We start from the raw sequence: 26,818 nt of genomic DNA on the forward strand, positions 1-26,818 counted from the left end.
TAAGAAACTCGGCGACCTGGCGGGTCAGGCGATTTCGAACAATCCCGCAGCTCCCATCCCGCCACCGACACACATCGACACGACGACGTAGCGCGCGTTTCGTCGTTTACCTTCGATCAGTACATGACCGACCTGGCGCGCCCCAGTCATACCATAGGGGTGCCCGATGGAAATGGCGCCGCCGTTGACGTTGCACAGTTCAGGATCGATACCTAGTTGTTGCTGGCAGTAGAGAGCCTGACAGGCGAATGCCTCGTTCAGCTCCCAGAGGTCAATATCCTGAACCCGTAAACCGTGTTGTTTGAGTAGCTTGGGGATGGCGAACAGCGGGCCGATGCCCATTTCTTCTGGCGCCACCCCGGCCACAGCCATCCCTCGATAGATGCCCAGTGGCGCAACGCCTTGCTCTACGGCAAGGCGCCTGTCCATGAGCACGCAGGCGCTGGCGCCGTCGGACAGTTGGCTGGCATTGCCCGCTGTAACACTGCCGCCGACAATCACCGGCGCAAGACGCGCAAGGCTGTCGAGCGTGGTGTCCGGCCTGTTACCTTCATCGCGCTCCAGCAAGACCGATTGCAGGCTGATCGCCCCCGACTCCTTGTCGACGACACGTTGCAAGGCGTTGACCGGCACAATTTCCCCGCGCAAGCGGCCTTGCGCCTGCGCGTTGGCAGTACGCAGTTGCGAGGTGAGCGCGTATTGGTCCTGCGCCTCCCTGGATATGCCGTACTTGAGCGCCACGTTTTCAGCCGTTTGCAGCATGGGCATGTAGGCATCAGGCACTGCTTGCAAGACCGCAGGATCCAGTTCGTCAGCAACCCACCGGAAGTACTGCGCCTGCACTGCGGAGATGTTCTCCTGCCCTCCCGCCGCAACGACCTGCATGCCGTCGTGGACGATTTGCCTGGCTGCTGTTGCGATCGCCATGAGCCCCGATGAGCACTGACGGTCGAGCGTCATCCCGCTTACTGAGAGCGGCAGACCAGCAGCGAATACAGCATTACGGGCCAGGTTCGACCCGGCCGTGCCAGCGCCCAGAACAGTACCAATCACCACGTCTTCGATCAGCGCCGGATCGATACCAGCCCGGTCCACCGCGTAACGCAGGGCGTGCCCCATCAATGTCGGCGACTTGATGTTGTTGAGCGAACCTCTTATCGCCTTGCCAATGGGCGTCCGTGCGGTGGAAACAATCACGGCTTCACGCATGATCGCCTCCTGCCACGTCCCTTTGGTGCTCCCGCAAGACGTCGCGCAATGCCTGGGGTAGCGGCAAGCTGCGCATCTCCTGAGGCGCTACGCAGATGGGCGAGAAGACGCCCTCGAACGCCATCCGACCATCGGGTAAAAATGCATTCGCATGCAGGTCGAAGGTTCTTTCGCGGATTTCCCCGACTTGAATACGAATGTCCACTATGGAACCCGGAGGGAGACTCTTGTGAAACGTCAGAGACATATGCTTGCAAGCCAGCCCCCCATTGCCACCGCTTTTGGCTTCCGGTCCCCAGCCTATGTGTGCATAGAAATGCATGACAGCGCCAATCAAGTAATCGGTGAAGCGGCCGGTGTATGCGACCCCGGCCGGATCACAGTCAACCCAGCGCACTGTGCGCCGCACCGTGAACGGTTGTTGGGCGATGACGAACTCGATGCTTTCGTTCATTCCGCCCGCCCCAGGCGAACCATGAGTTCGGGATATTGTTCGCGCAGGCGCTCGTCATTCACCCGCCCAGTGCGAGTCATGAACTGATAGACGAATTCCTCTGGCGAGTAATTGTCCATCCACTGCCCCATACGCTCGTACCAGAGGTAGGAACGCTCGGAGGCGCTGATAAGCTTCTGCTTGCTGGGCCGGTGTGTACTTTCATAGGCGGAAAGCCCTGCCAGAGCGTCACCATTGCTCGCCAGAAGAGCGTTGGCCAGAGCGATGGAGTCGTTCATCGCGATGCGAGTGCCAGATCCAATGGAGAAATGCGCGCTCGCCAATGCATCACCCACCAGCACATAGCGTCCTTGGGTCCAGTGGGCATTGCGAATCACCGGGAACTGACGCCAAACCACACGAGCGTTACCGCTGATCAGCGGCGCGCCCTCAAGCTCAGGCGCGAAAATTTTCTCCATGAGCGTCTGGCGCTGTTCTTCGCTCAGGCTACCCAGGTTTAGACGCTCCCAGGTCGCATCGTCGCACTCGGCTACGAAGGTGCTCATCTCATCACTGTAGGCGTAGTAATGCGCGACGAAATGACCGCCCTCGTACTTGCGAAAGACCAGTGCCGAAGCTTCGAAGACTTTCGGCGTACCGTACCAGGCAAAGTGATTACCCAGCGTATTGGTCGTGGTTCCGAAGCCCTGCTCGAACTCCCGGCGAATCACAGAGTTGATCCCGTCGGCGCCCACCACCACATCAGCGTCCTGCAAGCCGAAGCGGGCCAGATCTTCGGTTCTGTCGATGCGCTCGCGGTAATGAATGACCACTCCGGCCTGTTCCGCATGCTGCTCAAGTATCTGCAGCAGCGTGAGCCGGGGAATCGCCCCACCTTTGACTGGCAGGCGGAAACCGATTGGCGTTTCCGCCTGCACGATAATCTGATGCTGGTGCTGACGAGTGGCCTCGGACAACGCATCGTAAGAGCCGGCATCAGCCTCGCGCAGTTGCTGCAACCCGGTATCTGCCAGCACGACACCGAAGCCGAATGTGGCATCCGCAGCATTCTGCTCGATAACTTCGACGACCCACTGCGGCTCACTGCGCTTGAGCAACAATGCCAGATAAAGACCAGACGGACCGCCGCCCACAATCGCCACTTTCATCAGTGCGCTCCCGGGCTGATCTGCAGCCGATAGCGATCGAACTCAGTGACTTCCCCCACAAAGCCACCAGTCAACGCGGCATTCCACAGCGCGGGGACAAAGCCCAGTTTCTTGCGCTCGAATACCAACGCGTCTTGGGCGCTGATTTTCCAGTAGCCATTACCCAGACGCTCGAGACCGTATTCCGGGTTCTGCCGGGCGGCGTCCACCAGCGGCTCGAACTCGGGAGCATCGAGCACGTACAACGCGACTTGATCGGTATTGTCTGGAGCGATCCCGCTTGCCTTGTCCAGCCAGACCTGATCGATGCTGTTGAAAGGCACTTCTCCGAACAGGTGCGAGTCTTCCCGAGCCATCGCCGCCTCTAACGTACGGGTCGCATCTTCAGCGTCGAGAGCGTTCATCGGACGTTCCTGGATGGTGATTTCCAGGTAATACCCGTTCGGGTCGTTGAAATAGATCGACTCGATCAGCTCATGGCGGATCTGAAAGATCAGCGGGATGCCCTGGCGTTCGAGGCGATCCCGCCACTCAAGCAGTTCCTCGCGAGTGTCCACACGCCACGCGGTATGGGTTGCCTCGTAGCGGTAGTCGTCCACCGGCTGCGTGAAATCGGGTTGTTCGGTATTGATATAGTAGAAAAACGCGATGGTGCTGTGGTTGCCGCTGTCGAAAAAGAAGTGCAGGAAGTCCGGATGATTGGCTGGCCCCCAGGCACGCGCCGAGATGGCATGTACCAGAGGCAGGCCCAGCTTGTCCCGATAGAATTCCACAGTTTCACGCAGCTTCCAGGTTGGCCTGGCGCTATGGTGAACGCCTTTGAGAACAGGCTGTTTTACAGTCATGTGAACTACTCCTCTGAACAGCGTTTCAATTTGCTTGTTGAGCCCGCTCGCGCTCGACGTTTTCTTTAACGATCTCGCGAAGCTTCTCTTTGCTGAGCTTTCCGGAAGCACTCAGAGGGAACGCAGCAAGCACCTCGATACGTTCCGGCCACTTGAACTTGGCCAATCCGTAGTCCAGGAGAAACTCGCCTAACTGAGCGACCGTGGGTGCCGTGAAGCCGTCGCGCAAGACAATCGCTACGCATAGGCGCTCGTCGAATACCGGGTCCGGGTAACCCACGGCAGCGATGGCGGCGACTGCTGGATGACCAGACACAGCCATTTCAACTTCTTCGCAATTGATCTTTTCGCCACCGCGACTGACCAGATCCTTGAGGCGACCGCAGAAGACGTAGTAAGTCTTGCCGTCGATAAGCTTGGTGAACATGAGGTCGCCGGAGCGGTAGTAGCCATCGCTGGTGAAGGTTTCGCGATTGCGCTCTTCGGCGTTGTAGTAACCGTGAATGGTGTATGGGCCCTTGAACACCGGCTCTCCAATTTCGCCCGGCTTGGCGTCTTGCTCGGTACCTGGAACCAGAATGCGAATTTCGTCGAACTCCGATACCGGACGACCATTGGTGGTGTCGTGCGCCTCGGCGGCGTCATCCTTGTGGGTGAGAGTGATCACTCCCTCGGTGATGCCGAAGATGTTGTGCGTGCGCACACCCAGCAGTTTCTGTAACTTGGCAGCACTGTTGGCCACGATCACGCCACGCGCATTGGACAGGTTGACGCGCCCTTCGTGGATAGCGGATTCGAGACGCGCGATGATCGGTCCGCCCAGCATCAGCCAGGTCGGCTTAGTGGTGGCAATCAGCGAGATGAGCGTCTCCGGCAAAAGATCGGGAGTGACGGTCACCGTGCCACCGGTCATCAGGAACGGACCGAAGCAGCATCCCATGTTGAGGTTATGAACCATGGGTTGCGGCATGAACAAAGTGTCGTCCGGCTTGAAGTCCAGCCAGTTGGCCACGGAACGCATGTTGTAGAGGTATTCGTTGTGGAAGCGCGGAATGATCTTTGGCACGCCGGTGGTGCCACCAGACAACTGGAAGACGGCGACCTGGAAAGGATCCAACTGCACGTATTGCAAAAGGGACTCGGCTTCGACCAAATCAATGTCGGCGATCAGCGAATCCTGCTGCAGTACACCATCTTGCGGCTCGCCGCGAACCTGCATGATCAGATTCAGCGATGGGGTCAGCTCTTGCATCTTGCGGGCGAAAGCGACGCTGTCGAACTTCGGGTCGTCACCTTGAACGATGTGCAGTTTGGCCTCGCCCAATTCGGCCAGGTAGCCGATTTCGCGCTCACGGTGAGCAGCCATCGTACAGATCGGAATCAGCCCTGCCTTAAGGCAGGCAAAAAACGCGATTACCAGTTGCTCGCTATCTCGCAACTGGAAAATAACTCGATCCAGAGGCTTCAGACCTTGCTTGAGGAAGGCTGCAGCCAGGCGAGTAGAGAGCCCATCGAGTTCACGATAAGAAATGTGAAGGTCCGGTCCCAGCAAAGCGACGTTGTCCGGGTACTGACGTACAACTGAACGGAATCCGTCCACGAGGGTTTCGAATCCCAAGGCTCCCTGCGCGACGTAACGATCCAGTTCACTTTGCTTCGGATAAACGACACCAGTGATCGGCGCCGCGACTCGATTCAGCCTTTCGTTCCTGACAGAGCTCAAAGTACTAGCGGTTTCATTTTTTGTAATTGTCATGATTGCACGCTCTTTTGTTTTAAAAATTGTCCTGAAGCCAACGTTGCAGGTGTTTGCCGGCGAGGATTTGGCCGGATGTCTCACCCTCTTCCAATGCCTGACCATGGTGGTTGCCGCGCACGCGATACCGCTCTTTTCGGGAAGCGGGTATGAGCCCATAGATGGTGTCCGCATCCTCCGGGAACACGCAGTTGTCACCGGTGTATTCGATAAGCAACGTCGGTTGCTCGATGGCAGTGGCACACTTGCCCAACGAAGCGTTCGATGAGAGACCTGACCACGTCGACAACCATGACTCTGGCGTGACAACTCGTCCGAAGCCGACACTGCCCAAGTTGGAAACAAAGGGATCGCTGCCCCACAGAGAACCAACGAAGCGGTCAGATGGATCGAGTGAGGTGTCCCAACAGCGAAGGTCCGCGTCAGTACGCCACACCTGGAAAATCGGGCTATGCCCTGCTAGAGCCCGGTCTTCTTTGGCGCCTTTCGACTTCAATCGAATTCGAGCGACCTGGCGCCGCTCTACCAACTCCCTGGCGTGCGCATCGATGCGTGCCACACGCTGACGCTGCGCTACCCGGTAGCGGTCGATGAAGTCCGCGCTGTAGCTGGCCGAATCCGGGGGCAGCCGGAAACCGTTCGCTTCACTGAATGGGTCCAGCTCTGGGGCGACTGAGAACGGATCCAGCTCGTCGACCACCGATGGATCCAGTGCATTCATCAGCAAAACGCCCTGCCCCGGATGAGGTGATACTAGGGCGATACCGTCAGCCACCGGAAAATCTGCCGTTTCAAACTTAGTCGCACGCCCGGCAGGTGTTTTGCCGAGACGTTTTTCTGGTGTGCTCACCGATTGCTGGTTGTAAAAGGCGAACAGACCAGCGCCACCTGAGTTGCCCAGCAGCACGATAGTCTCGAACCCCAGCGCTCGTAGGTGGCGCATTCCGGCAGCTACGTCATAAAGCGCGAACTCATGCTCGAGCCGCAGATCGTTGCCAATGGATCGAGCACCTTGAACCCAGCATGCCCAGCCCGCATCCAGCGCATCCGGAACCAGGTAGTGGGTCACTACCAGCTCCCGGGGATGCATGATGAAAACGACTTTGCGCTCCCGACCTCTGGAAAACAGCACACCCAAAGCGCCTTGTCCGTCCTGCGTCGTCAGCGGTGTGGGTATCGAACTGAAAGGAGTGCTCATCCGCGCGCCCTGCCAGGATGCACCACGTAAACCTGCGGTAACCGCAACTTTCTTGTTATTGGGACTCGCCCCCATATGCCCTCCTACATGATCCTGAGGATCGTTGAAGTCGTTTTTTGAGATAGCCTCAATTAACCGTAAAGCAAAGATAAGCCACAATCTGAGAGGGTGTCAATTATCCCCTATATAAATTCTTCGGACAGCCGAAATGGGTCGTCTACTGACCATCTAATGGGGGGGGGCGACAAGACGCTGAGCTGAGTCGTAGACCGCCGCCGCAATGCGGTCCGATGCTCAAAGTCATCTGATAGCAGCGTTTTAGGTTTAGAAAAGCGGTCAGCTGGTGATAATCTGAGGCGGTGTCAATTAAACTCAGGGAAAGTCGGGATGTCAGATGAAACCAAATCCGCTGCTGCTGCCATGACGACGTCGACAAAAAGAGTCGGTCGTCGCCCCAAAAGCAGTCAGGATGTGTCGCGTGCGGCTATGGTGGAGTGCGCGATCAATATTGCCCGTACCGAATCCCTCGCCGAAGTCAGCATGGTCAGAATCGGTAAGGAACTGGGGGTGGCGGCAGGAATGGTCCACTACCATCTGGGAAGCCGCGACGAGTTGATCAGCGCCGTGATCAATGCGGCTTTCAAAGAACGGCTTGAACGGCTGCCCGCGCTAACGGGTCGGTGGAGAACAGACCTTGAGCAATTCGCGCGGTCTTCGCTCGACACAATGGGACGCTGGCCGGACCTAGCAACTTATATCCTCACCGAAAACAAGTTCCGGCTATTCCAACGAGTTCAGCCTGGCGAAGTCGATTATGGCTTGGCGTATTTTGACCATATGGGCAAGATCCTCAAGGCCATGGGCCTTTCAGGTCCGATGGGCGCCATGGTTTATCACCTCTTGCTGCTGTTTGTTTCTGTCATTGCTGCCGAAAAGGAGAACCGGCAATCACCGCAGACTCACGGCGAATTCATCAGTGGTTACCTTAAGAAGTTCGACCAAGACACCTACCCAGGGGCCGCTTATCTGGCGGCACCGTTTTCTGCACTCGACAGCCCAGCAGCTTACGACGCAGGCATCGCGATCCTGCTGGATGGGTTTGAAAAGTGGATTGGGCCACCCGCTGATGCATGACAACTCCTTCCTTGGCCCGTCGGCGCGTAGATAATTATTCGGCATCTGCATCCGGGAAATCTTGCTGGCTGCCACGCCGCAGCCACCCATACTGCGATCAATCGGTGCGCCTCGGCGTCTCTTAGGCCTACTGTGAAAAATGCTGGTCCAGCCATCGCTCACACACCGCCCATAGCTGGGGCGAACCTCTTTTGATTACAGGGCCATATCGGGCGACCACTTGTTCAAGCAAGACGCCTCTCTCTGCCCAGGTCCCGCCGCCGGTGAATACATTGATAAGCAGAGGCTGAAACCGATCGAGCGCTTTTGCGAATTTCGCATCCTCTGTTTGCGCATGCTCAAACTCGCGCCACAGAGTGAGAAATTCATCGTGTTGCGGCTGTGGCAACAGGCCAAACAATCGTTCCGCCGCTTTAAATTCCTGTTCAGCCTGCAGTTCACTTGACGACCCGCCATGAATCGGAAAATCACCGACGTCAATCTCGACGATGTCATGCAGCAAAAGCATCTGTATGACCCGATTTTTATCCACGTGTTCAGCGGCATATTCATTCAAGATCAAAGCATACATAGCTAAATGCCATGAGTGCTCAGCTGAGTTTTCCTTCCTGCTTTTATCCAGCAGCGGCGATTGTCGCCTGACGGTCTTCAGGCGATCGATTTCCTTGAGAAAATTCAACTGCTTTTCCAATGCCGTCAATTGCCTGATCTCCTGCCTTACTTGTCGCTCATGAGGTGGGAAAGCGATTTGAATATAGGATGCCACAAACCCATTCAATCCAGCGATAACGCTCCACGCTCTACTGATATACGCTCCCCTGCCTACACGTTTATCCTTATTTATCTTGAGGGGCTTTCGCTTGAGCATCGATTCGAAAAAAACTGAAAGCGGATGCGCAGAACACTTGACAGGGTACAACGATCGTTTTACTTTTCTGCTCATGAACATTAAAACTCAAATTATTTCAAGCGCCGAACGCGTCTTCGACCATCACGGTTTTGCAGCCACCGGGATGGACCTAGTGATTCAAGCAGCGGAAGTCTCCAGCAGAACGCTCTATAAACACGTTGGTAACAAGACAGCGCTGATCGTGGCCGTTTTGAACGAGCGATCTCGACGTTTTTTTAGCCAATGCCAGGTTAACAGTGTTGATGGTCTTTTCGATGCCCTGGAGAAGTGGACGCAGACGGAGGGGGCTCGCGGGTGTCTGTTTTTAAGGGCTCTGGGGGAAACGGGGGGAAATATTCCTGATATCGCCAATGCCGTTTCTGCTTATAGAAACGAACTGCGCGAACTCATTGAAAAGCTCGTGACCAGCCAGATCGGATGTTCAAGGGATGATGATCTCGTGGAGCAAATTCTTGTGCTTTTCGAAGGTGCGATTTCAACTTCCACTTACTGCGGCACCAAAGCCATATCCACGGCAAGGACTGTCGCGACTTTTTTAATGTTCCAGACAGATCAAATTCGATAACAAGCGCGGCAGTCCCACGCGGCTGGTTATCTGTTGAAAGCCAATTGAACGTCTGCTGTTTTTTGAGAGTACTGCCGCCTATTCGCCACTAGATGGAGAAAGATCCCATGAATCTGTTGACCGTTTTCTCGCATCCTTTTACCGACAAGTATCCAGCTGCGGTTATGAACGCCTTTCACGAACCATTTCTAGAGGCGGGTCACCATATAGACATACTGGATTTGCACCGTGAGGGTTTCGACCCCCGCTTCACGGAAGAAGATCACGCACATTTCTGGGGCGGTGCGATTCCGGCAGAAATTGCGTCGATGCACCGCAGGGTCGAAAACGCCGACCGCCTTGCCTTCGTTTTCCCTGTGTACTGGTGGAGCATGCCAGCATTGATGAAAGGATGGATTGAACGGGTTTTCACGGGGGGCTGGGCATATCAATTCGGTAAAGGAGTTGAAGATCGCGGGATAGAGCCTCCTACTTCGCTTCTCGGGAACGTCCCGACAACGCTGATTGGCATTGCCGGTTCCACTCAACGCACTTATGAAAAATACGACTATGCGCAGGCCATGCGTACCCAACTCGACGTGGGTATCTTTGCATATTGCGGCATTACTGATGTTGAAAGTCACTTGATCTACGACGTGGAAGGAGATCACAACGCGCCAATACGTGAGAAGGGTTTACAAAAAGCCAACGAAATCGCAAGAGCGTTCTTATCGGAACAGCGCGTCGTACGCAACGCGAAAGAAGATCATCTTCGAGATCGACTCTGAGTCGCCTGTCTTATGGCTTTATCTTGATGCAGCAAACGGCTGACCTGCAGTGCCGTTTATAACTTGAGGCGCACTTGGAGGATTGATAATGCAAAAGGCGATACCTGACACCATGCATGCCGTTTTGCTTACCGGGCTCGGCGGCCTAGAGAAACTGAAATATTGTACTGATGTACCAGTACCTCATCCGAGAGAGGATGAGGTACTCATTCAGGTTCGGGCGTCGGCTGTCAATAACACTGATATCAATACGCGAATTGGCTGGTATTCAAAATCGATTAGCCAGGACACCGCCGCGGGGGCCGCTGCGGGGTTTGATACCGTAAACGACTCAGATGCGTCGTGGTCAGGTGCCTCTCTAGATTTCCCGCGAATCCAGGGCGCGGACTGCTGTGGATACATAGTTGCCGTGGGAGGTAACGTATCGCCGTCCCGCATTGGAGAGCGCGTGCTGGTGAGGAATATGCTGAGGTCTTATGTCGATTACCGTCCTTTTGAATGCTGGACGTTCGGCAGTGAATGTGACGGCGGCTTTGCGCAATTTGCAGTAGCTCCCTCCAGAGAAACACTCAAGGTGACATGCGATTGGTCCGACGCCGAACTCGCCTCAATTCCCTGCGCCTACTCCACCGCCGAGAATATGCTTCATCGGGTAAGACTCGGAGCGGAAACGGTCTTTATCACCGGGGCTTCTGGCGGAGTCGGATCAGCGGCCATTCAACTTGCTAAACGACGAGGCGCGACTGTCATTGCGCAAAGCTCGACAGGAAAAGCCTCTGCGCTTTACGCAATGGGCGTTGATCGAATCATTGATCGCGATACGAATTTTGTACATGTACTGGGCGAAAATTCCGTTGATGTTGTCATTGATATCGTCGGTGGCGAGCATTGGCCGGATATGCTCAAGATCCTGCGTTTGGGCGGTCGCTATGCGATTGCGGGAGCAATTGCAGGTCCGATTTCCAAGATTGATCTCAGGACCCTCTATCTTAAGGACTTATCTCTCATGGGCTGCACGTTTCAGGAGGAAGAAATTTTTGCGAACTTGGTCTCTTACATCGAAAAAAATGAAATCAAGCCTCTAGTGGCCAAGGTGTTTCCATTGCGACAGATTCGCGACGCCCAGAACGAGTTTTTGAAGAAAGGACACGTTGGAAAAATTGTTCTGGCGATTCCCGAGCCGAGTGAAAAGTAATCAACAGTTTTTCATCCGACTGTAAAGACTATATGAGCTAGCAAAGAGCGCCTGTGCTGATGTATTCAGCACATCGAATGATGTGGCAAGAACGGTAGCCTTGGCCCAGCTTGTAGGCAAAGACGTGCAAGCGATACTGGCACCGTTCACACCGAACACAATGGCCGCAAGCATCGGTCCCCAGACACTGCTTTCAGGCACCTCCGGTCTTTGTCAGTGCAACCGCTCGATTACTTAGGCAATAGTCAAACCAACATCGGAGCTTGTTCTGCGTATTCAGCCAGATAGCGCGCGACACTTTAGCCTGAGGCGGGCAACAAGCCTTCCCAAGCCCCCTCAAAATGCTCGAGCGCTTGCTGATAACGCCGCTGCGTGCTTTCACACCGCGCCGCCTTCAGGTAACGATCAACTTGCGCGGTCATGCCGCCCCCTCCTCGCATACTGCAGATACGTCAAATTTTCCAAAAAAAACCTTTCACGCGTGAGAGTTTTGCATTCTCACACCTCATCGCTGTTTGTGGGCTGAAGCCTAATGCGTGCTACGCCTAGGCCAAAGAGAGGCGATTTGCAGTACCTCACAGCCAGCGCTCTTGAGCGTACCCGATGAGCCTCGTAATGCAGGTCAGTCATGTCGCCGTGGTCTGGGGACTTAGCAGTGGCGATGAGTAGGCGGTATACCTCTCCTGTACTGTCTACAATTCATGACGTACAGTACGAATATGCCAGTTAATGTCTAGGAAAGCAGACACTATGCGACTTCGCGTGCAATCGGATCAAGTGCTCGCCGCCACAGTAGGGGCACACCTTCAAACGCTGCGGTTAAAGAGGAACATCAGCCTCGAGGCGGTGTCGGAGAACGCGGCGATCAGCCGTCAAACCCTGCACCTGTTGCTCAATCAGGGTAAAGGTACCTTGATCAATCTGATCGCCGTTTTACGCGCCCTCGGCGAACTGGAGCGCCTGAGTTCGTTGTTGGAGGAGGTGCGGCCCAGTCCGCTACAAGTCATACACATGGAAGGTAAAAAGCGACGGCGCGCCTCCGGCTCTCGTATTACCTCCGACGAAGCCAAGGCGGAGGTTGTTCACTCCAGCAAGCACAAAAATCACGATTGGTGATTACATAGCCTGCAGTCCAGCTTCGAGTTTTGTTGAAGGTGGGTAAGTCGTTAGCCCATCTGGAGTCTGGCGAGTCGACTTTTCCTTTATAGTGGACTCCCTTGACAAGGGTTTGCGACCAGCTCATCTCTTCTCGAGTGAAGTCACTGGATGCTGAGTGAACCGTGGCAAGTCAAAAGGCGAGCTATGTTGGCTGAATTACCGCCCCGACACGCTTACCGTCAGTACCGGCTCCGTCATCGCCGCCGACGCTTCAGAGCAGGAGCCCCACGAGCTTATTGCGGCGGGACTCTCAGCCGAGCGAGTCAAATTGTTTCGTGAGTTTGGCGTTTACAACGCGGCAGCCCTCCATCAGATTATTCTGCTTGGCACCCTTAACACCCGATTGACTCGCTGTCAGCGCTAGACCTTGAGGGACAGTGATTGCTTGTTCCATCTTGCACATGTGACAGCAATGGCCGAGTCGCTGTTTGGGAATGACCAAAAAGCCCAGCACTGGCTTAGCAAGCCTGAACAGCGCTTTGCGCGGGAACCCCCCATCGCTCTGCTGTCCACTACCCAGGGCGCTCGTATGGTCAAGGAGCTTCTGATTCAGATCGCCGAGGGGTTGGCCTTATAAGGGGAGGCATCAAGATGTCGGTGGGAGCGCCGACCCATAACGAAGTGTTGTGAAGTCACGCTACATCGACTTTACAGAAACCACTTCCACAAACCTGAATTTCTTCCTGGCCGCCTTGGTCGCTTCTTGCTCTGCTAGTAGAGTACTCAGCGTATCCGCTTCATGGAGCATTTCGTGCGTTTTGCCCTCAAATTCATTGCCGACCCGCAGCGTGACTCTCAACCTGGGCGTGAACGCTTTCACGACCTTCTTTTTCTCCGTTGCCGTTGCCGGCTGTATAATCGCGATATCCGAGAGGGTGTCTTGCAAAGGTAAGGCACTAGCCGGCGCAAGGGCCTCGGCACCGCCGAACAGTGCTCGACGCATCTCTTCTTCACTTAGTTCTTCGTTCATGCAATTTCTCAGAAGGGTGTTATGTGCAAACGGTCTGATTCTATCAGCATGATTGGTCTCTATCGCTGAGAGTTTATGGGGCAACGCCTGAATCAGCCCTGAACCGATGGCGATAGGAATGGCCAATTTGTTCGCTTGTTCGCCCATGCCGCCGGCTGAAGTCGAACCTAAGCTGACGTTACTGATGGACAGTAGTCGACCCAAAACTCCCATCGCAAGAGGAAGAAAACGGACAAGAGCGGACAGCCGCTCTAAGTTGCAATATTCAGACTGTAGGAATCGTGCCGCCATCTATCACGTATTCGACACCGGTTATAGCGCTCGCTTTAGAGGACGCTAAAAAACTTATGAGATCAGCGACTTCCTGTGGTTGATTGGGTCGTCCGAGGGGAATCCCGCCCAGGGAGTCCATGACCGATTGCTTCGCAGCCTCTTCGCCAATGTCACCTGAATCCGCAATTCGCTTAACCAGACCGATTGCCGCCTCTGTTTCTACCCACCCAGGAGATACCCGCAAAACCCTCACCCCTTGCGGACTAAGCTCTTTGGATAAAGCCTTGCTGTAATTTGAAAGCGCCGCCTTCGCGGCCGCATACGCTGTAGTGGCCTCGGAAAGCGGCAATTGGCTCTGGATCGAAATTACATGGATGATTACCCCAGACCGTCGCGCAAGCATCAGCGGCGCCAACTTGCGATCGATTCGAACCGAGGGATAGAAGTTTAAGTCGAAAGCTGCGCTCCAGTGCTCCTCTGTCAGGGCCTGGAATCCACCACCTGGGGCAGAGGACCCTCCCAGAACATGTACGACAACATCGATATTCCCCCATCGTTGTCGCACCTCGCCCACGACTGCCTCGCAGCCGTGCTGCGTGGTCAGATCTGCTGCAAAGAAATGCTCATCTGAAAGCCAGTCAGGACGATGTCTGGAAGTCGCAAGAACATCTACGCCCAGCCCTTGCAACGTTCGAACGACGGCTTTGCCTATTCCCTGCGTGCCACCGGTCACGAGAGCGCGGCAACCTTCTAGACCGTTACCAGTGTTCATTAACGGATCTCCAGGGAATCTATCTTCCCATCGTGCACACTGAAGGTGTAAGTCACTACCGCAGGGCTACCGGGAAAGTTGCCGGAGAGTCGCACCTTGATCACCGCCCGCCATTCACTTTCTTGACTGTCCAGAGGTTCGGCAGTGTATTGGTACTTCGCTTTCGCGGCCTGTCTCCACGAAGTGATCGCATCGATACCAACGATAGTTTTTCCCTCATCTAAAACGGTCGCGTCATGCGTGAATACTGTATCGAGGGCGACGATATCTGTGTCGGCCTCGCTTGCGAAATATGCTTCAATGGCTGGGTGTTGAGTGATACTCATCGATTTTCTCCTGGTGGATAAACAGGCACTCATGATCAGCGGTACAGCCGAACTCGACAAGAACGCACGAAAAAGTAAGTGATAACAATGAGCCATAGCAAACTCTACACTCCTGATTCCGCCGCGGAAGATGTCAATGCCGTACTTACACTACTTCGTGGAAGATGGAAATTGGTAATTTTGTTTCACCTGTTCGATGGCAAAATTCAACGTTTCTCAGATCTTGAACGTGTTGTCAGCGGCATATCTCAGAAGATGCTGGCGCAACAGCTGCGTGCCCTGGAGCGGGACGGACTTGTGATACGTACGGTCTACGATGAGAAACCGCCTCGGGTGGACTATCGTCTGACATATTGGGGGCAAAGACTTTGTCCAGTGCTTGATGGGATGCTGAAGTGGGCGGGGTCACCCACTTGAATGACCAGGTTTGCGTCTCACCCGACGTCAAACTTTACCGGATGACATATAGCGTCCTTGATGTAAGCTTTGGTTTGTGGATTTCGGTCAGTCGTGACACGCAGCAATCGGCCAGAGTGTGTAAAAGCGTTAGATCCTGTTTCGATCTTCAAGGCTGAGCGGCTGTCTGGCTTCGTAGTATGATCAAGGCACGATGTCCCTTCCTGATGAGCTAAACCGCCCCAGCAACGCGCCAGATCATCGGGACACGTAAAAACAGGCCGTTTTTTAGGCCGTTAGCGCCTTCATCAAGTGATGGGTACCGACGATTTCCATTACCCGTTTCAAGTTGTAGGCGAGCACATTCAAGCTCATCTCCGCACTCACCCCGACCAGTTTCGCGTCAGGAAGTGCGTCGCACCCATCCATTGTTTGAGCGTCCCGAAGGGATGCTCAACCGTCCGTTTTCGAACCAGCATCATCTCTGGTGCTTTGCTCCGCTGAAGCTGCATATCCTCCAATACGTCTTCATGCTCCCAGCGTCGAACTCGTCGTTCCGTGCTCGGTGTGCATGCAATTTCGACGCGCAGTCCTGGCATTTCGAACTCCAGTAACGATGCAACTTCAGGCCTTTTTCAACGTAGGAATAGTGCCAGATCGGCGCCTCTGCCAAGGAGTCTTTACTTTTGATGCGCTAAAAGCCCTCACCTGATGACGGGCCGGGATGTTATTCGGAGACGACAAAAAGGCCAAGCGTCTAATAATCAACAAAAAGGGCCCTGAAAGGGCCCTTTGTTTACATACGAACAAAGATCAATTTGTCAGCCAGGACTCTACAACGTCTGAGCCATGATCAGTTTTCCACTGCTTGAGTGTCTTGTGGTTCCCACCCTTGGTTTCGACGACTTCACCTGTCTTAGGGTTCTTATAGATTTTCACTTGGCGCGGCTTGCGTGCGCCGGACTTGAATGCAACTGCAGGAACGCGACGACCGGCCTGAGGATCTAGCAAATTGACAATGTCTTTCAGGCTATAGCCATACTTAGCAAGCAAAGCGCGCAGCTTGGTTTCGAATTCGATTTCCTGCTTAAGACCCGCGTCACCCTTCAAGGCTTCTAGTGCTTGCAGTTGCTCGGAAAGGTGCTTTTCTAGCTGTCGAAATTCTGCGAGTTTAGACATAAAAATCTCCGTTTATTAGCTAGCTAACATTACATCATATATAGCGACAAAAAATACACGAGGCCACGTTTTATCGAAATGCCCGTCCGCGTTCGGCACAGATGTCATCGGCTGGGGGCATAGGCGGTGATGCCTGCCTCGTGACAACCTAGGACCACTTCGTTCCTAAAATAACCTCGCTCAGCCACTACCGACAACGTTTTCGATACCACCGCCTCACGGGCCCGCGTCGCCATAAACTGAGTTGATCGCGGCCGAAGCCGACATTGCGTATCTCATGCGCTACGATCAAATGGTACTAGGTAGCGCTGTGTAGACTTGCTTAATGAAGAATTTCGCATCATCACATGCACCTATGCGCTCACAAAACAATTTGCCACGATCGGCTCAACGCTTTTCTGCGAGGAGAAAGCGACATTACTTTTTCGTACTCATCTAGTTCTGGCGGTGGACGTCATAAAAGCGTCTTGATATCGTGGGTTTATACGAGTTAAATGGTGGTATGTCAAAATTTTACGAACCGATAATAGCCTTTCTACAGGGAGTGGTTTTATGAGCAATTCAAGCCAATATATTCAGATTTTTCTCAAAGATGGATTCCGATCGGGGACAGTCCACGGTGATGATGTTGATACTGTACTAAAGGCAATTGAAGGGCATACAAAGCCATCGTCGGTTGGATTCGACCAAGGTGGCAAGCCCCTAGGGGGAGATTATATGGAAATTACATCGAATCTCAGAGTCCCATTAGATGCGCATCGTGCACAGTATTTTCATGAGGGTCAAATTCTGGTAGTTGTCGGAGCTTACAATAAAGCTAACCTGCACTGATCGGAATTCTACGATTGTGACTTACGTTGATAATTTTCTCTAAAAGCGAGTAAAAAAGTGCCTTCAATTTGGACAATAGCTGCAACAGTGGTGGCTGCAATTCTTGTGGCGTTAATGGCTCGCCAGCTTAAAATATCGGAGTTTAGGCAAGCATGGATTGATGGTATAAGGGAAGACATTTCCGAATTCATCAGTAAGGCTCATGAATGGATTGATCTATACTTAGTCTCTAATAGTGAAACCGATCAAGATATAAAGGCTGAACTTTCGGTCGAGCTCAATCGCATAAAATATGATTCTTTCCACGTATTCCGAAGAATAGAGTTAAGGTTCAAACCGGATGATTCAAAAGCTAATGATTTGTTAGCTTCACTGATAAATCTTCTTGACCCAGCAAAGCTTGCACCAAGTCGTCAATATAGCAGCTGGCGTGATTTGGCCAACATCGCGGTCATGAAGTCTAGGCATCTTCTTAAAGAGGAATGGGAGAAGACAAAAAATCCTTTTCAGAGTCTCCAAACGAATATTTATAATTCTGTCCGCAAACGCATTTCCAATTAGAATAACGACCACATAAAGGGAAATACAAGCGTGCGACAAGGATGCTTAGAGCGCTAATTAAACAACCTAATATTTGTTTAATTAACTTCGCCTACCGTATACCGTTGCATCATGTTCATTGTGTTCATTGTGTTCCACAATTGAGGGTGCGCTTTTATGGAAAATACCGATACGCTTGAATATTCAAGACATGGGCGTTGGGCACATCCTCAATCTGCCGCTGTACACGGAGCAACTCCGACGGCATCAAGACTCATGATGCACAAGGGCAATGGGAATTGTTCTAATCCATTCAGGTCGCCGCATGCTGCAAGCACTAAACGACGCATGACGATATTTCCGAATATGCAGGTAAACAAAAATATTCAGATTTATGCAGCCTCCGTGCTCGATCCGGCGAGCAACCGGACAATGCATTGAAACTAACCAGTTCGAAACGGAGCTCACCAGTCGCTGCCCTACTCTTTCTTGAGTGCTTGCACTTAAGGCTCAAGCCCAGGAAGCGCGGCGATTTCTAAGTATAAAAGAAGAGAGTCATTGGCAAGGACGCTTTCGTAAAAAATGTTCCCCCAGGAGTTGATCGATTTTCTACGTGATTTATTCCGAAACAAAGTCAGTTGCTGCCGCATGTTGAGTTCCTCCTCACGAATGTCAGCGGCAGATCCAAGAAGATGGGTGTATTGCTCACGGAAGAAATGATAGTAGCGCGTGCTGATGCCAAGGTTCTCGATATGCCGTGTAATCAAAGCCTGCAGCGCCGGGCTCAAGGTTTCGCTTGGCTTCAATTCCATTGAGGCAGGAGCGTGGTACGGCTCGCCAATGGTCAGCTGCAATACTTGCTGGTCAAGAAACTCGTCGAAATAGGGATGAAGAAACAGGCGCTCACCATCCTGGCTGAGTACCTTCTCGAGCTTCCAGCCTTGGCAGGTATCGCACATCGGGAAAAGATTGACTGCCGTCACTGCAAAATCTGGAAACTCGGTTTTGGGCAAGTAATGATCCAGAGTATTGGGTGTACCGTCCTCACCACAGGCTGGGCACATTTGTAGCGTGCGTTCTCGCAGTTTTTCGAGCACAGGCTTCTGCGCTGAGTTGGCTTGCGGACTGCTGTACAGCGATAAGAAGCGAGTCTTGAATTGAACTGCCCGAGCCCAAGGCGTTACAACTTCAGGATTTCCACGGGCATCAATGTAGTGTTGAACCCGCTGCTTCCAAGGTGCTCGGATCCGCTCGAAATACCCTCGATTGAGTCCCCGCTGCCGCTGATCGACGACTAGATTCACCAAGTTGATGTCATCGACGGCAGGACGCTGAAGGCGGGTTACCATTTCCCTGCCCCCATAGCGCTGATCTGAATGATCATCTCTTCGTTGATATCGTCGCCCAAAGCCTCGATGAGCGCTTCGGCTGTACCGAACTTTTTGAGTTGTTGCCGGATCCACGCTTCAAACGGTTTCGACACCGATTTATCGCCAAACACATAAGAAGAAATGCGCTGCATATCCCCCCCGAAAGTTTCGAAGGGTGGATGGTTGATGAAAAGCTCGTCATTTTCCATCTCAAAAACATGTACACAGCTTCGGGGCAACTCTCTAACCGTCACCAACGAATGCGTGGCCAACAAGGCTTTGGATCTATAGCTGGTCAGAAGATCTTTGAGCATTGAGATAAATGCGATCTCCAGTGTCGGGTGCAGAAACAATTCCGGCTCGTCGATCAGTATCAGGCTGTTACGGCGAATCGCACCCAGCACATTAATAACGATAAAGGAGAACAACCGCTGCCCTGAGCTCAGCTCGACGATTTCCCCATTTTTTAGAAAGACAACGCCTTTGCCCTCAAGGAGTGCCGAAGCGAGCGCTTCTGAATTAAGCGCGTCAATGCGATCGCTGGCGATCGGAATCAGGATGCGCTCGGGACTATCCGAGTCTTTTTCATCCGGACGAAGTCTCACCACCACATCGTTATCGTGGATTTCTTTGTCAAGTAAGAACAACGAATCGCGCAGGAACAACGTGCTCAAATCGGTTGCGGGATCCACGGCCACCGCTGCACAGTCGAAGTCAATGGCCGTGCGGAGGACCCGGTGCATCGTGGTTACCTTGGCCGACCAGTCTTTGATCGCTCCGTAGGTTTGATCATCTGTCAGACAAGCTAGTAGGGAACGTGCCGCATTTATCTTCGGCCGGCTGTGCGACAGGCGAATCTTTTTCTGACGATTCCCTGCCTTATCGAAGACAGATTGCCAGCCACGCAGCCCAAAATAACGGTACACCCCGAGATCCTGGCGCCCGCCCGACTGCTTCACGCTGTTTTCAGCATCAATTGGAAAGCGTTCAAACGGACTGTATGAAACGACGACCAGCTGGCTGATATTTGGCGGATGGCTGAATCCCACACCCACATCGTTTTCAGTACTTAAATCCAGCCAGTGCTCTACCATCTGCATCAGCGTTTGAGATTTGCCAATTCCGTTGGGTCCAATGAGCACATGGATGTCACGTGGCAAGAGCCGATCGGTAGCGTCGAAGCCCAGATCCAATGTCTGATATTCCCCCTGCGGGTCGACAAAACGAAACTGTAGGTCCCCCACATTCAGGCTGCCAGCAGTGAGCAACTTCCAGACACTATGGTAAGCCGCCTGGGCTCCGCGTTCTCGCAGTAAGGAGTGTCTAAACCCTTCAGACTCAATCAAATCAATGCTCTCGAGATCTTCGTCAATCCAGCGCTTTAGGCTTGCATCATTGAGAAAGCGTGCAACTTGAAGTGTGCCAGCGTGATTAAGATGACCGTCAATTTGCTCATAAAAAGTCGTGGCAGCTGGTACCGAGACGTAGCTGGCGCCAGGCACTGGAAACTCACCATCCCATCCTTGATCCACCAATTCATCCAAGTAGACGGAGGATACTTTTACCCCGCGAAAGAGGATCTTGAGATCGCCTGTTAGTACGGCTTCGCCCGCGATGCGGCACTGCACGGGAAAGGATGTCTTGTAGTCGTAGTCATCCCAGCGATCGTAGCCGAGAAGCAACAGATCCGCGTCCTGGTTCAATAACGCCTGGCGCTTTCGTGAATTCAGACCAACATAAAACACTCGCACGTGACTGCTCCTTCCCTGAATTCCGTGCGCCTCAGTCAGGCTGCGGCGCTAATTGTGGATCGTATTCTAAGGACTACGCGACTAATGCAAAACTCTGTAATGTCCCAGTGCCTCCCAAGGCAAAGAGTACGACCTTCGGCCCCTCCCCTTTTCTTGCCTCAGCGTTGTGACGAACGAAAGAATCAGTTGTTCCCTGGGCAGCACGGCTGGGCTACCAGACAGTGCCTTCAGGCAGATCCTCTGGGTTGGCCACCATGAGCAGGTGTTCAGGAGCCAATTCCCGCTCCGGCTCCACGGCGGCGCGAAACGATTGAATCAAGTATTTGGCCATGGATGCTCGAACCGTGAAGACTCTCGCTGCGGTTCCACCCATGTATTCCTCTCTGACCATCATGGCTTGAGCAGCAGAAAGCCCACGGTGTGGAATCAGACGGACAGAGACCATTTTATGCCAGGCAACATCATGGTCGCCGCTCAGCAAATCTGCTCGCTCCGAAGCACTCGCCGCCGAAATGCGCCCCAGGTTGAAATCCCTGAACGCTTGCGCCTTCGCACAGTAAGCCCGTACATGCCACCGCGGGCCTGCCTGGATCAACGCATGGGGTCTGATCACCCTTTCATGACCCTCTGGATGGGTCATCGAGCGATACCGTACCCCAAGACATCGTCCAAGCGAAATGGCCCGATGGATCTGCGAGAACAGTTGGTACCGGATCGCTGTCGCGTCAATCTGGGAGTGCTCGAAAGGGACGGATGCCGCTGTCGCGCTCAGTCCCCGTGAGGCGCCAATAAGACGTTGGTAGTCCTCGAAAACACCGCGGGTGAGCTCTGGTCGAAGCCCCCACGACGCGAGGTAACTCTTGCTGGCAGTTTCGGGATCACAGGCTTCGGGGTACTGCAGGCGATAGCTGCGGATGTCCCTGCTGGCCAGCGTTTCATGGACGTCGAACAAATCCAGCAGACGCGAGCGAGAAACACGCCCTTCCCATAGCAGCAGAATTTCTATGGCTTCAAACCGCTCCTTCGGAGCAGAGGTACGGCGGGGCATGAGCAGTAAACCTAAAAAGATGCGAATTACCATAGCATAGGGGTATTAATAGACCTATGCTACGAATCCAACCTAGCAGTCTCGAGTGTCAGGCATGGAAAACAGCGTCCCTCCACTATTTGACCGCATTCCAGAAAATCTTTTCAGTCCTCTGGCCGCGAATAATAATCGACGGTACTGGGACCTGCTCAGTAGGCTGATGGCCGAGATATGGGGGGAAGGTGGGCGTTCACCGGGAGAGGACGCTCCCAAACCTGTGGTGATCCGTGCCATCGAATCCTTGCTGGTAGCAGACGACCCGTGGGGAGATGAGCGCGCCAGTAATCTGAACACCCGGGCACATAATGCCTACACCACCTTTTCCGGAAGCGGATGGCTTAGTGAGCGACGCCGAGGAGTAATTGAGCATGTGACGGTGCGGCCGATCATTGCCCGCTTCTTCACCGTACTTTCGGACTTTGCCTATCATCAGCCTGAGTTCATTAGCGGCGAAGTACACTCCATTTGCGTCAGCCTGCGTGAGGTCGCCAAAGGGGCATCCCCTCAGCTTTACACCGTGGCCGCAAAGCATGCAAAACAGTGCCTGGCCCATATCGCGAATACCGGTTGCCGTATCCAAGATGTGATGGATGAACTGGTCACGAAAACCGCAGCGCGAGAATTTACGCAGGGTTTTTTTGAGCATTATGTCGATAAGGTGTTCATCGCTGACTACAGCGACATGCGCACCAACAATCATCCTCTGCAGCACCGGTCGGAGGTTATCAAGCTCACACTGCAGTTGCAGCATGACCTAGAGTCCCGAGATGCTCTGATTGGTTGGTACGCACAAAAGCTGACCGCCAATGATTTTCTCAGGGCCGAATCATTGTATGAACGCGACACCCGCCAGCTCCTTCGCCTACGTGAGGTCGAAGAGCATCTACATCGGCTCGACGAAGAAATCCGCACTGCCTACCAGACAGCACTGGCGCTGTACGAGTACAAACTGCGTTCGCCGGGCAACTTTGATCAGTTGATCCATCAGGCGATCCGCGCAGCACGAGACCTACCGGAAGGACACGTCGCTCTACCCAACATTACCGGTTTTTATCATGCCTCTGGAGTCGGTCTTGCGAAACCTCGGGCTGCGTCCCGTGAACAGCGCTCAACCCTAGTGGAACAGGAGCAGCCGACCATCCAGGAACTTGCGATGGAAGCGCTCAGGCAAAAAATGAATGCCGATCGCACTGTCACCCCAGTCAAGCTTGCGCATTATGTAGCTCGCCATCTGCGGAACAAGCTTGTCGTCCTTTCGGATGACCTGGAGATCGGGTCAATCCTCGACCTGTGCTGCTACCAGAAATTGCTCCTGATCGCTTCCCGCGATAGCTGCCCAGCCGATAAGCGAACTGACGATCCCCATCTGCAGATGGTCCAAGGCATGCACGTAAGTTATGTGCCAGATGCTGTCACTCGTAATGAATACATGGAACATCAACAATTCGTGATTCGCGCAAGGAGTGCCTAATGGTCAGTTGGGAACGATTGGCAGAAGATTCGACAGAAAATTACGTGGCCGAGGACTTTGAAAAAGCGGCCTACCGTCTCATGGTCTCCCAGGCCATTTACGCGGGAGATCACGGAAGCCGACTTTCGTATCATTTGATCGTGAAGTACCTCGCCGCCTTCAAGGACGTTCTGTCTAGACTTGGGATGACTCTAATCCACAATCCCCATCATTCTTACCTGGTGGCCATACCAAACCATCACGTCGCAGAGAAAATGCGGCTCAACGAAACCCGCATGGCGTTGGTTCTGCGCCGATTTTACGATGACCGGATGCACACTGCCGAAGTCACCGAAGGCGAAGCCTACATCTCCCTAGAAGAACTCGAACGCGCCTACAGGGAATGGCTCGGTCGCGATCTACCTGACCGCGCAGACCTCAAAGAACTCGTCGTTGCGTTAAAACGCTACGGGATGGTGCGCCTGCAAGATTCGGGTGACGCTCAGCCATTCAAGATTGTCATTCGCCCGGGAATTACCGATATCTTGGGCGAGGCCGCTCTGCACCAGCTTGCAGCCTACGCATTCAACGATTCTGACGCGGATGCCGATGATGAAACTGCTTGAGCACATCGTTCTGGTCCAATTCTTCCTGTACGGCAGTGAGGATCTAGAGATTGGCCTCAACACTGCTTTACTCGGCCCCAACGGAACGGGCAAGTCGGCGATTCTCGATGCCATACAAGTTGTGATGCTGGCAGCGGACAGCAACCGTACGCATTTCAATGCCGCGGGTGAAAGCAAAAAACGCTCGCGGACTTTGCGGGACTACTGCCTCGGTGCGTCAGTCCCGGGTATGGCCGAGTACGCCAGACACACAGCAAATACATACATTGATCTGGTCTTCAGGGATACAGAAACCGGTATTCCTTTCACTGCCGGCGTCTCGCTCAGCGCCCGAGTGGAAGACACTCATGCTGAAGTGCAGGGCCTTTACATCCTGCCGGGGGTAGCATTAACACCCAAACACCACCTGCAGACCGAAGGTCAGCGGGAAACGGTTATGCCTTGGCGAGAGTTCCGACACGTCGCAGCCGACCTTTGTCGGCTGGAGGGGCATGGCATTCCTGTCATCACACGGGATAAAGAGGCATTTATTCGTCAACTGCTAATCGACCACCTTGCAGGACCGGGGGACAAACCTAATTCAAGATCCCTTCGTGCCGCATTTGCTCGCTCGCTGAAACTCGGCGAGGTAATAGACGATCTGAGCGATACCCTGCGTCAACACTTGATCGAACCGATGCCTTCCCATGTCAAAATTTTCCGAGATCGGCTGGATGATGTGCGCAAGCTGCGCGACTTGATCAGCACGCTCAAAGAACGCATCAGACATGCGAGCGAAGCGATCGACAGATATGCCTCGGTCAAACACGAGCGGACTACCGAAGCCAACCTGATAGTGCTCAAGCACACTTATGAGATCGAACAGCAGGGAGCAGTTCTAGATGCAGCGGAAGCGGAAATAGAACAGATAGCCGAAAATATCGAACTGGGCTCGCTGGAAAAGGGCCGCTCGGATACCGAATTGCTTAATGCCAAGGCCGAGCGTGACCAGGCTATCGCGGAGCTGCATGGCAATCCCGAATATGTAAATCAGTTAGCGCTCGCCCAGAACCTGAAGCAACTGGAAGACTCGCAACAAGGAAAACATCAGGAACTTCACCGGCAATTCGCCACAATGCTCGCGGCGCTCGCCTCCTGTGCACCTCAACTTCAAGGCGAAGTGCATGCCGAATTACTCGGGCACGCCAGGCATCAGGTGACGACGCTTTTGCAGATGCAAGAACAGAGTCAGTCGCCTCCCGTCATCTTGGTTCAGACAGCATTAAAAGCACTGAGCGATGTCCATGACGTGGTCCATCATGAACTGACAAAAGCCGAGCAGGAACAACGTCAAGCGATCGCCAGACACCAAGACGCATTGACCTCTTCTATACGCGCTGATCAGGGGCTTGCCGAGCTCAACGACAACACCATCCGACTGATTGGAGTGCTGAAAAACGCGGGCATCGATGTCACGCCTGTGTGCGACCTTGTTACGATCTCCGATCCGGAGTGGCAACCGGCAATTGAGTCATGGCTGGGGCGCCATGTGGAAGCGCTGTTGGTGCCTGCCGACAAGGAGCTGGCGGCGATACAGGTTTATCGCAGTGATGCCGCGAGCGGCATTTATGGGGTAAAACTCGCCCTACCCTCTCGAGTGCGGCAGTGGACTGCATCCGGCTCCGAACGCTATGCAGCACAACTTATTCAAGGTGAAACCGTCTCGGCTGTCCGGTACCTGCAGGGTGAACTCGGCCGGACCGCATTGGTAGAAACCAATGAACAACTACGTGTCGGCGACAAAGTGATTTCCAAAGAGGGTATGGCCAGTTCCGGCGGCGGCATCGAGCGCCGACGGCTACCAGGGATTCGTCAGATACGCATTGGTCGAAACGATGCTCATGCCGCGCGTCAGCGCTCAGCGGAATACGTGCGAAGCACAACCGAGGAATTGCAAATGGCCAATGAGGCTGTCAGTCGACTGGACACTTGCCGAAAAAAAATCTCCCACTTTTCCGATGCGACGACCTTACAACACGTTATTGAACACCAGCTCAACGAACTCGCCAAAACAACCAACCAGACGAGGGTTCAACAAACCGCTTTCGAGAGCTCCCTGACCGATTCGTTGGCTGCCTTGACAGAGAAAAAGGCCGCCGCAGATAACCGTCAGGTGAATGCTGAGAACGCTGTGAATGCGTGGACCGCTGAACTCGCCAAGTTGACCGAGCAGCTAAGTAACAGGCGAACCCGCATACACTCACTCAAGGAATTGCTGGAGCACAGGTCATTGGCCGAACGTCAGTCCCGACAAAATATTTTCTATGGAGCGAATGAGGTCGAGCGACTGCGAAGCAAGTTGGATGTAAAGCATGGGGAGAATTGGCAGAACAAACTTGATGACCTGGGCGAATCTTTAAGGCGGGCTGGTGATGCGGCTGCCAGGGCGCATCGCGATGCATGGGTGTCGTTTTCCGGATATGCCGCCACTTACAGCCTGCAGAACCACGACATCACCAACGAAAACTGGATCGGCGCATTTGAATTCATCTTCAAAGAACGCCAACGCCTGGAAGATCTCGAGTTGGTCGAGCAGGAGCAAAAGGCTAAAGAGGCGTATGAAGCTGCTGTGAAGGTTTTCCGGACCGACGTTGCGCAGGCGATGCTCTCAGGCTTCGACCAGCTCGAGGAACAGATCAAAACCCTCACCGCGGTATTGAAGGCCGCACCGCCATTCACTAACAACGAACGCTACGAATTCCAGTACAAGGTGATCGACGAGCACCGTAGCCTGTACGACTTTCTCAATCGCATCCGTGCCCATGGCAGTTCAGAGGACGATCTGTTCGGGGGCGCCGGCGAAACACCTGAAGCGTTTCGAACGCTTGTAGATGGGGACATCAGTTCCACCCTGCTGGACTAGACAAGC

At 53.7% G+C, this 26,818-nt stretch carries 28 protein-coding genes and 2 pseudogenes; 13 read left to right on the forward strand and 17 right to left on the reverse strand.

Annotation, left to right across the window (positions count from 1 at the left end; all coding sequences use genetic code 11):
- Nucleotides 1-24 precede the first annotated feature (24 nt).
- From AC3ITA_RS14530 to AC3ITA_RS14555, 6 genes are read right to left on the reverse strand one after another with little or no spacing between them, the layout of a single operon-like run.
- Nucleotides 25-1,209, reverse strand: a complete 1,185-nt coding sequence (locus AC3ITA_RS14530) for an acetyl-CoA C-acyltransferase (RefSeq protein ID WP_489277527.1) — start codon at nucleotides 1,207-1,209, stop codon at nucleotides 25-27.
- Entirely contained in the window at nucleotides 1,202-1,663 is a 462-nt protein-coding gene (locus AC3ITA_RS14535) for an acyl-CoA thioesterase (RefSeq protein ID WP_489277529.1), read from the reverse strand. Before AC3ITA_RS14535 ends, AC3ITA_RS14530 begins: the two co-directional genes overlap by 8 nt.
- Nucleotides 1,660-2,811: an FAD-dependent monooxygenase gene (locus tag AC3ITA_RS14540; protein ID WP_489277531.1), complete on the reverse strand. Its 1,152-nt coding sequence runs from the start codon at nucleotides 2,809-2,811 to the stop codon at nucleotides 1,660-1,662. Before AC3ITA_RS14540 ends, AC3ITA_RS14535 begins: the two co-directional genes overlap by 4 nt.
- Nucleotides 2,811-3,656 (reverse strand): VOC family protein, encoded by an 846-nt coding sequence (locus tag AC3ITA_RS14545; protein WP_489277533.1) that lies wholly within the window; start codon nucleotides 3,654-3,656, stop codon nucleotides 2,811-2,813. Before AC3ITA_RS14545 ends, AC3ITA_RS14540 begins: the two co-directional genes overlap by 1 nt.
- 25 nt (nucleotides 3,657-3,681) lie before the next feature.
- Nucleotides 3,682-5,496: an AMP-binding protein gene (locus AC3ITA_RS14550; protein WP_489277535.1), complete on the reverse strand. Its 1,815-nt coding sequence runs from the start codon at nucleotides 5,494-5,496 to the stop codon at nucleotides 3,682-3,684.
- A complete protein-coding gene (locus AC3ITA_RS14555) occupies nucleotides 5,432-6,610 on the reverse strand; it encodes an alpha/beta hydrolase (RefSeq protein WP_489277537.1) in 1,179 nt (392 codons plus the stop codon). Before AC3ITA_RS14555 ends, AC3ITA_RS14550 begins: the two co-directional genes overlap by 65 nt.
- Before the next feature lie 387 nt (nucleotides 6,611-6,997).
- On the opposite strand from AC3ITA_RS14555, the gene AC3ITA_RS14560 reads away from it, so the two are divergent.
- Nucleotides 6,998-7,744 carry a TetR/AcrR family transcriptional regulator gene (locus AC3ITA_RS14560; protein WP_489277538.1) on the forward strand — a complete coding sequence of 249 codons (747 nt, stop codon included), beginning with the start codon at nucleotides 6,998-7,000 and terminating at the stop codon, nucleotides 7,742-7,744.
- Between the two features lie 127 nt (nucleotides 7,745-7,871).
- Here AC3ITA_RS14560 and AC3ITA_RS14565 read toward each other — a convergent pair whose 3' ends face one another.
- Entirely contained in the window at nucleotides 7,872-8,444 is a 573-nt protein-coding gene (locus AC3ITA_RS14565; RefSeq protein ID WP_489277540.1) for an HD domain-containing protein, read from the reverse strand.
- A 160-nt stretch (nucleotides 8,445-8,604) separates the two neighbouring features.
- On the opposite strand from AC3ITA_RS14565, the gene AC3ITA_RS14570 reads away from it, so the two are divergent.
- From AC3ITA_RS14570 to AC3ITA_RS14580, 3 genes are all read left to right on the forward strand, one after another.
- Nucleotides 8,605-9,219 carry a TetR/AcrR family transcriptional regulator gene (locus AC3ITA_RS14570; RefSeq protein ID WP_489277542.1) on the forward strand — a complete coding sequence of 205 codons (615 nt, stop codon included), beginning with the start codon at nucleotides 8,605-8,607 and terminating at the stop codon, nucleotides 9,217-9,219.
- 107 nt (nucleotides 9,220-9,326) lie between these two features.
- Nucleotides 9,327-9,986: an NAD(P)H-dependent oxidoreductase gene (locus AC3ITA_RS14575; protein WP_489277544.1), complete on the forward strand. Its 660-nt coding sequence runs from the start codon at nucleotides 9,327-9,329 to the stop codon at nucleotides 9,984-9,986.
- An 88-nt stretch (nucleotides 9,987-10,074) separates the two neighbouring features.
- Nucleotides 10,075-11,181: an alcohol dehydrogenase family protein gene (locus AC3ITA_RS14580; RefSeq protein WP_489277546.1), complete on the forward strand. Its 1,107-nt coding sequence runs from the start codon at nucleotides 10,075-10,077 to the stop codon at nucleotides 11,179-11,181.
- 299 nt (nucleotides 11,182-11,480) lie between these two features.
- Here AC3ITA_RS14580 and AC3ITA_RS14585 read toward each other — a convergent pair whose 3' ends face one another.
- Nucleotides 11,481-11,603 (reverse strand): hypothetical protein, encoded by a 123-nt coding sequence (locus AC3ITA_RS14585; RefSeq protein ID WP_489277548.1) that lies wholly within the window; start codon nucleotides 11,601-11,603, stop codon nucleotides 11,481-11,483.
- A gap of 328 nt (nucleotides 11,604-11,931) precedes the next feature.
- Here AC3ITA_RS14585 and AC3ITA_RS14590 point away from each other — a divergent pair, with 328 nt between their 5' ends.
- Nucleotides 11,932-12,297 carry an XRE family transcriptional regulator gene (locus tag AC3ITA_RS14590; protein WP_489277549.1) on the forward strand — a complete coding sequence of 122 codons (366 nt, stop codon included), beginning with the start codon at nucleotides 11,932-11,934 and terminating at the stop codon, nucleotides 12,295-12,297.
- A gap of 454 nt (nucleotides 12,298-12,751) precedes the next feature.
- Complete coding sequence (locus AC3ITA_RS14595; RefSeq protein ID WP_489277551.1) at nucleotides 12,752-12,916, forward strand: antitoxin Xre/MbcA/ParS toxin-binding domain-containing protein; 165 nt, start codon at nucleotides 12,752-12,754, stop codon at nucleotides 12,914-12,916.
- A 60-nt stretch (nucleotides 12,917-12,976) separates the two neighbouring features.
- Here the strand turns inward: AC3ITA_RS14595 and AC3ITA_RS14600 are convergent, their stop codons facing one another.
- The 3 genes from AC3ITA_RS14600 to AC3ITA_RS14610 form a co-directional block, all read right to left on the reverse strand.
- Entirely contained in the window at nucleotides 12,977-13,309 is a 333-nt protein-coding gene (locus AC3ITA_RS14600) for a hypothetical protein (protein ID WP_489280787.1), read from the reverse strand.
- 265 nt (nucleotides 13,310-13,574) lie between these two features.
- Nucleotides 13,575-14,354 carry an SDR family oxidoreductase gene (locus tag AC3ITA_RS14605; RefSeq protein ID WP_489277553.1) on the reverse strand — a complete coding sequence of 260 codons (780 nt, stop codon included), beginning with the start codon at nucleotides 14,352-14,354 and terminating at the stop codon, nucleotides 13,575-13,577.
- Entirely contained in the window at nucleotides 14,354-14,680 is a 327-nt protein-coding gene (locus tag AC3ITA_RS14610; RefSeq protein WP_489277554.1) for a nuclear transport factor 2 family protein, read from the reverse strand. The genes AC3ITA_RS14605 and AC3ITA_RS14610 overlap by 1 nt, the downstream gene beginning before the upstream one ends.
- An 87-nt stretch (nucleotides 14,681-14,767) precedes the next feature.
- On the opposite strand from AC3ITA_RS14610, the gene AC3ITA_RS14615 reads away from it, so the two are divergent.
- On the forward strand, nucleotides 14,768-15,097 hold the full coding sequence (locus AC3ITA_RS14615) for a winged helix-turn-helix transcriptional regulator (protein WP_489277556.1): 330 nt from the start codon (nucleotides 14,768-14,770) through the stop codon (nucleotides 15,095-15,097).
- A gap of 267 nt (nucleotides 15,098-15,364) precedes the next feature.
- Here AC3ITA_RS14615 and AC3ITA_RS14620 read toward each other — a convergent pair.
- From AC3ITA_RS14620 to AC3ITA_RS14630, 3 genes and pseudogenes are all read right to left on the reverse strand, one after another.
- Nucleotides 15,365-15,734, reverse strand: a pseudogene (locus AC3ITA_RS14620) (transposase); the annotation flags it as partial.
- Nucleotides 15,735-15,889: 155 nt separating this feature from the next.
- Nucleotides 15,890-16,255: a histone-like nucleoid-structuring protein, MvaT/MvaU family gene (locus AC3ITA_RS14625; RefSeq protein ID WP_489277557.1), complete on the reverse strand. Its 366-nt coding sequence runs from the start codon at nucleotides 16,253-16,255 to the stop codon at nucleotides 15,890-15,892.
- 69 nt (nucleotides 16,256-16,324) lie between these two features.
- Nucleotides 16,325-16,553, reverse strand: a pseudogene (locus AC3ITA_RS14630) (IS5/IS1182 family transposase); the annotation flags it as partial.
- Nucleotides 16,554-16,807: 254 nt separating this feature from the next.
- Here AC3ITA_RS14630 and AC3ITA_RS14635 point away from each other — a divergent pair.
- From AC3ITA_RS14635 to AC3ITA_RS14645, 3 genes are all read left to right on the forward strand, one after another.
- Complete coding sequence (locus tag AC3ITA_RS14635) at nucleotides 16,808-17,086, forward strand: hypothetical protein (protein WP_489277559.1); 279 nt, start codon at nucleotides 16,808-16,810, stop codon at nucleotides 17,084-17,086.
- A 57-nt stretch (nucleotides 17,087-17,143) separates the two neighbouring features.
- Complete coding sequence (locus tag AC3ITA_RS14640; protein ID WP_489277561.1) at nucleotides 17,144-17,647, forward strand: hypothetical protein; 504 nt, start codon at nucleotides 17,144-17,146, stop codon at nucleotides 17,645-17,647.
- Nucleotides 17,648-17,803: 156 nt separating this feature from the next.
- Nucleotides 17,804-18,067, forward strand: coding sequence for a hypothetical protein (locus AC3ITA_RS14645; RefSeq protein ID WP_489277562.1), 264 nt, complete (start codon nucleotides 17,804-17,806; stop codon nucleotides 18,065-18,067).
- Between the two features lie 62 nt (nucleotides 18,068-18,129).
- On the opposite strand, the gene AC3ITA_RS14650 is transcribed toward AC3ITA_RS14645, so the two are convergent.
- The 3 genes from AC3ITA_RS14650 to AC3ITA_RS14660 form a co-directional block, all read right to left on the reverse strand.
- On the reverse strand, nucleotides 18,130-18,975 hold the full coding sequence (locus AC3ITA_RS14650; RefSeq protein ID WP_489277564.1) for a hypothetical protein: 846 nt from the start codon (nucleotides 18,973-18,975) through the stop codon (nucleotides 18,130-18,132).
- Nucleotides 18,969-20,747, reverse strand: a complete 1,779-nt coding sequence (locus tag AC3ITA_RS14655; protein ID WP_489277566.1) for an AAA family ATPase — start codon at nucleotides 20,745-20,747, stop codon at nucleotides 18,969-18,971. Before AC3ITA_RS14655 ends, AC3ITA_RS14650 begins: the two co-directional genes overlap by 7 nt.
- 211 nt (nucleotides 20,748-20,958) lie before the next feature.
- On the reverse strand, nucleotides 20,959-21,795 hold the full coding sequence (locus AC3ITA_RS14660; protein ID WP_489277568.1) for a WYL domain-containing protein: 837 nt from the start codon (nucleotides 21,793-21,795) through the stop codon (nucleotides 20,959-20,961).
- 94 nt (nucleotides 21,796-21,889) lie between these two features.
- Here AC3ITA_RS14660 and AC3ITA_RS14665 point away from each other — a divergent pair, with 94 nt between their 5' ends.
- From AC3ITA_RS14665 to AC3ITA_RS14675, 3 genes are read left to right on the forward strand one after another with little or no spacing between them, the layout of a single operon-like run.
- Nucleotides 21,890-23,305: a Wadjet anti-phage system protein JetA family protein gene (locus AC3ITA_RS14665; protein ID WP_489277570.1), complete on the forward strand. Its 1,416-nt coding sequence runs from the start codon at nucleotides 21,890-21,892 to the stop codon at nucleotides 23,303-23,305.
- Nucleotides 23,305-23,910, forward strand: a complete 606-nt coding sequence (locus AC3ITA_RS14670) for a DUF4194 domain-containing protein (protein WP_489277573.1) — start codon at nucleotides 23,305-23,307, stop codon at nucleotides 23,908-23,910. Before AC3ITA_RS14665 ends, AC3ITA_RS14670 begins: the two co-directional genes overlap by 1 nt.
- Nucleotides 23,888-26,812: an ATP-binding protein gene (locus AC3ITA_RS14675; RefSeq protein WP_489277575.1), complete on the forward strand. Its 2,925-nt coding sequence runs from the start codon at nucleotides 23,888-23,890 to the stop codon at nucleotides 26,810-26,812. The genes AC3ITA_RS14670 and AC3ITA_RS14675 overlap by 23 nt, the downstream gene beginning before the upstream one ends.
- Nucleotides 26,813-26,818: the final 6 nt, after the last annotated feature.

It is taken from the genome of Pseudomonas sp. GL_090, from assembly GCF_057837765.1.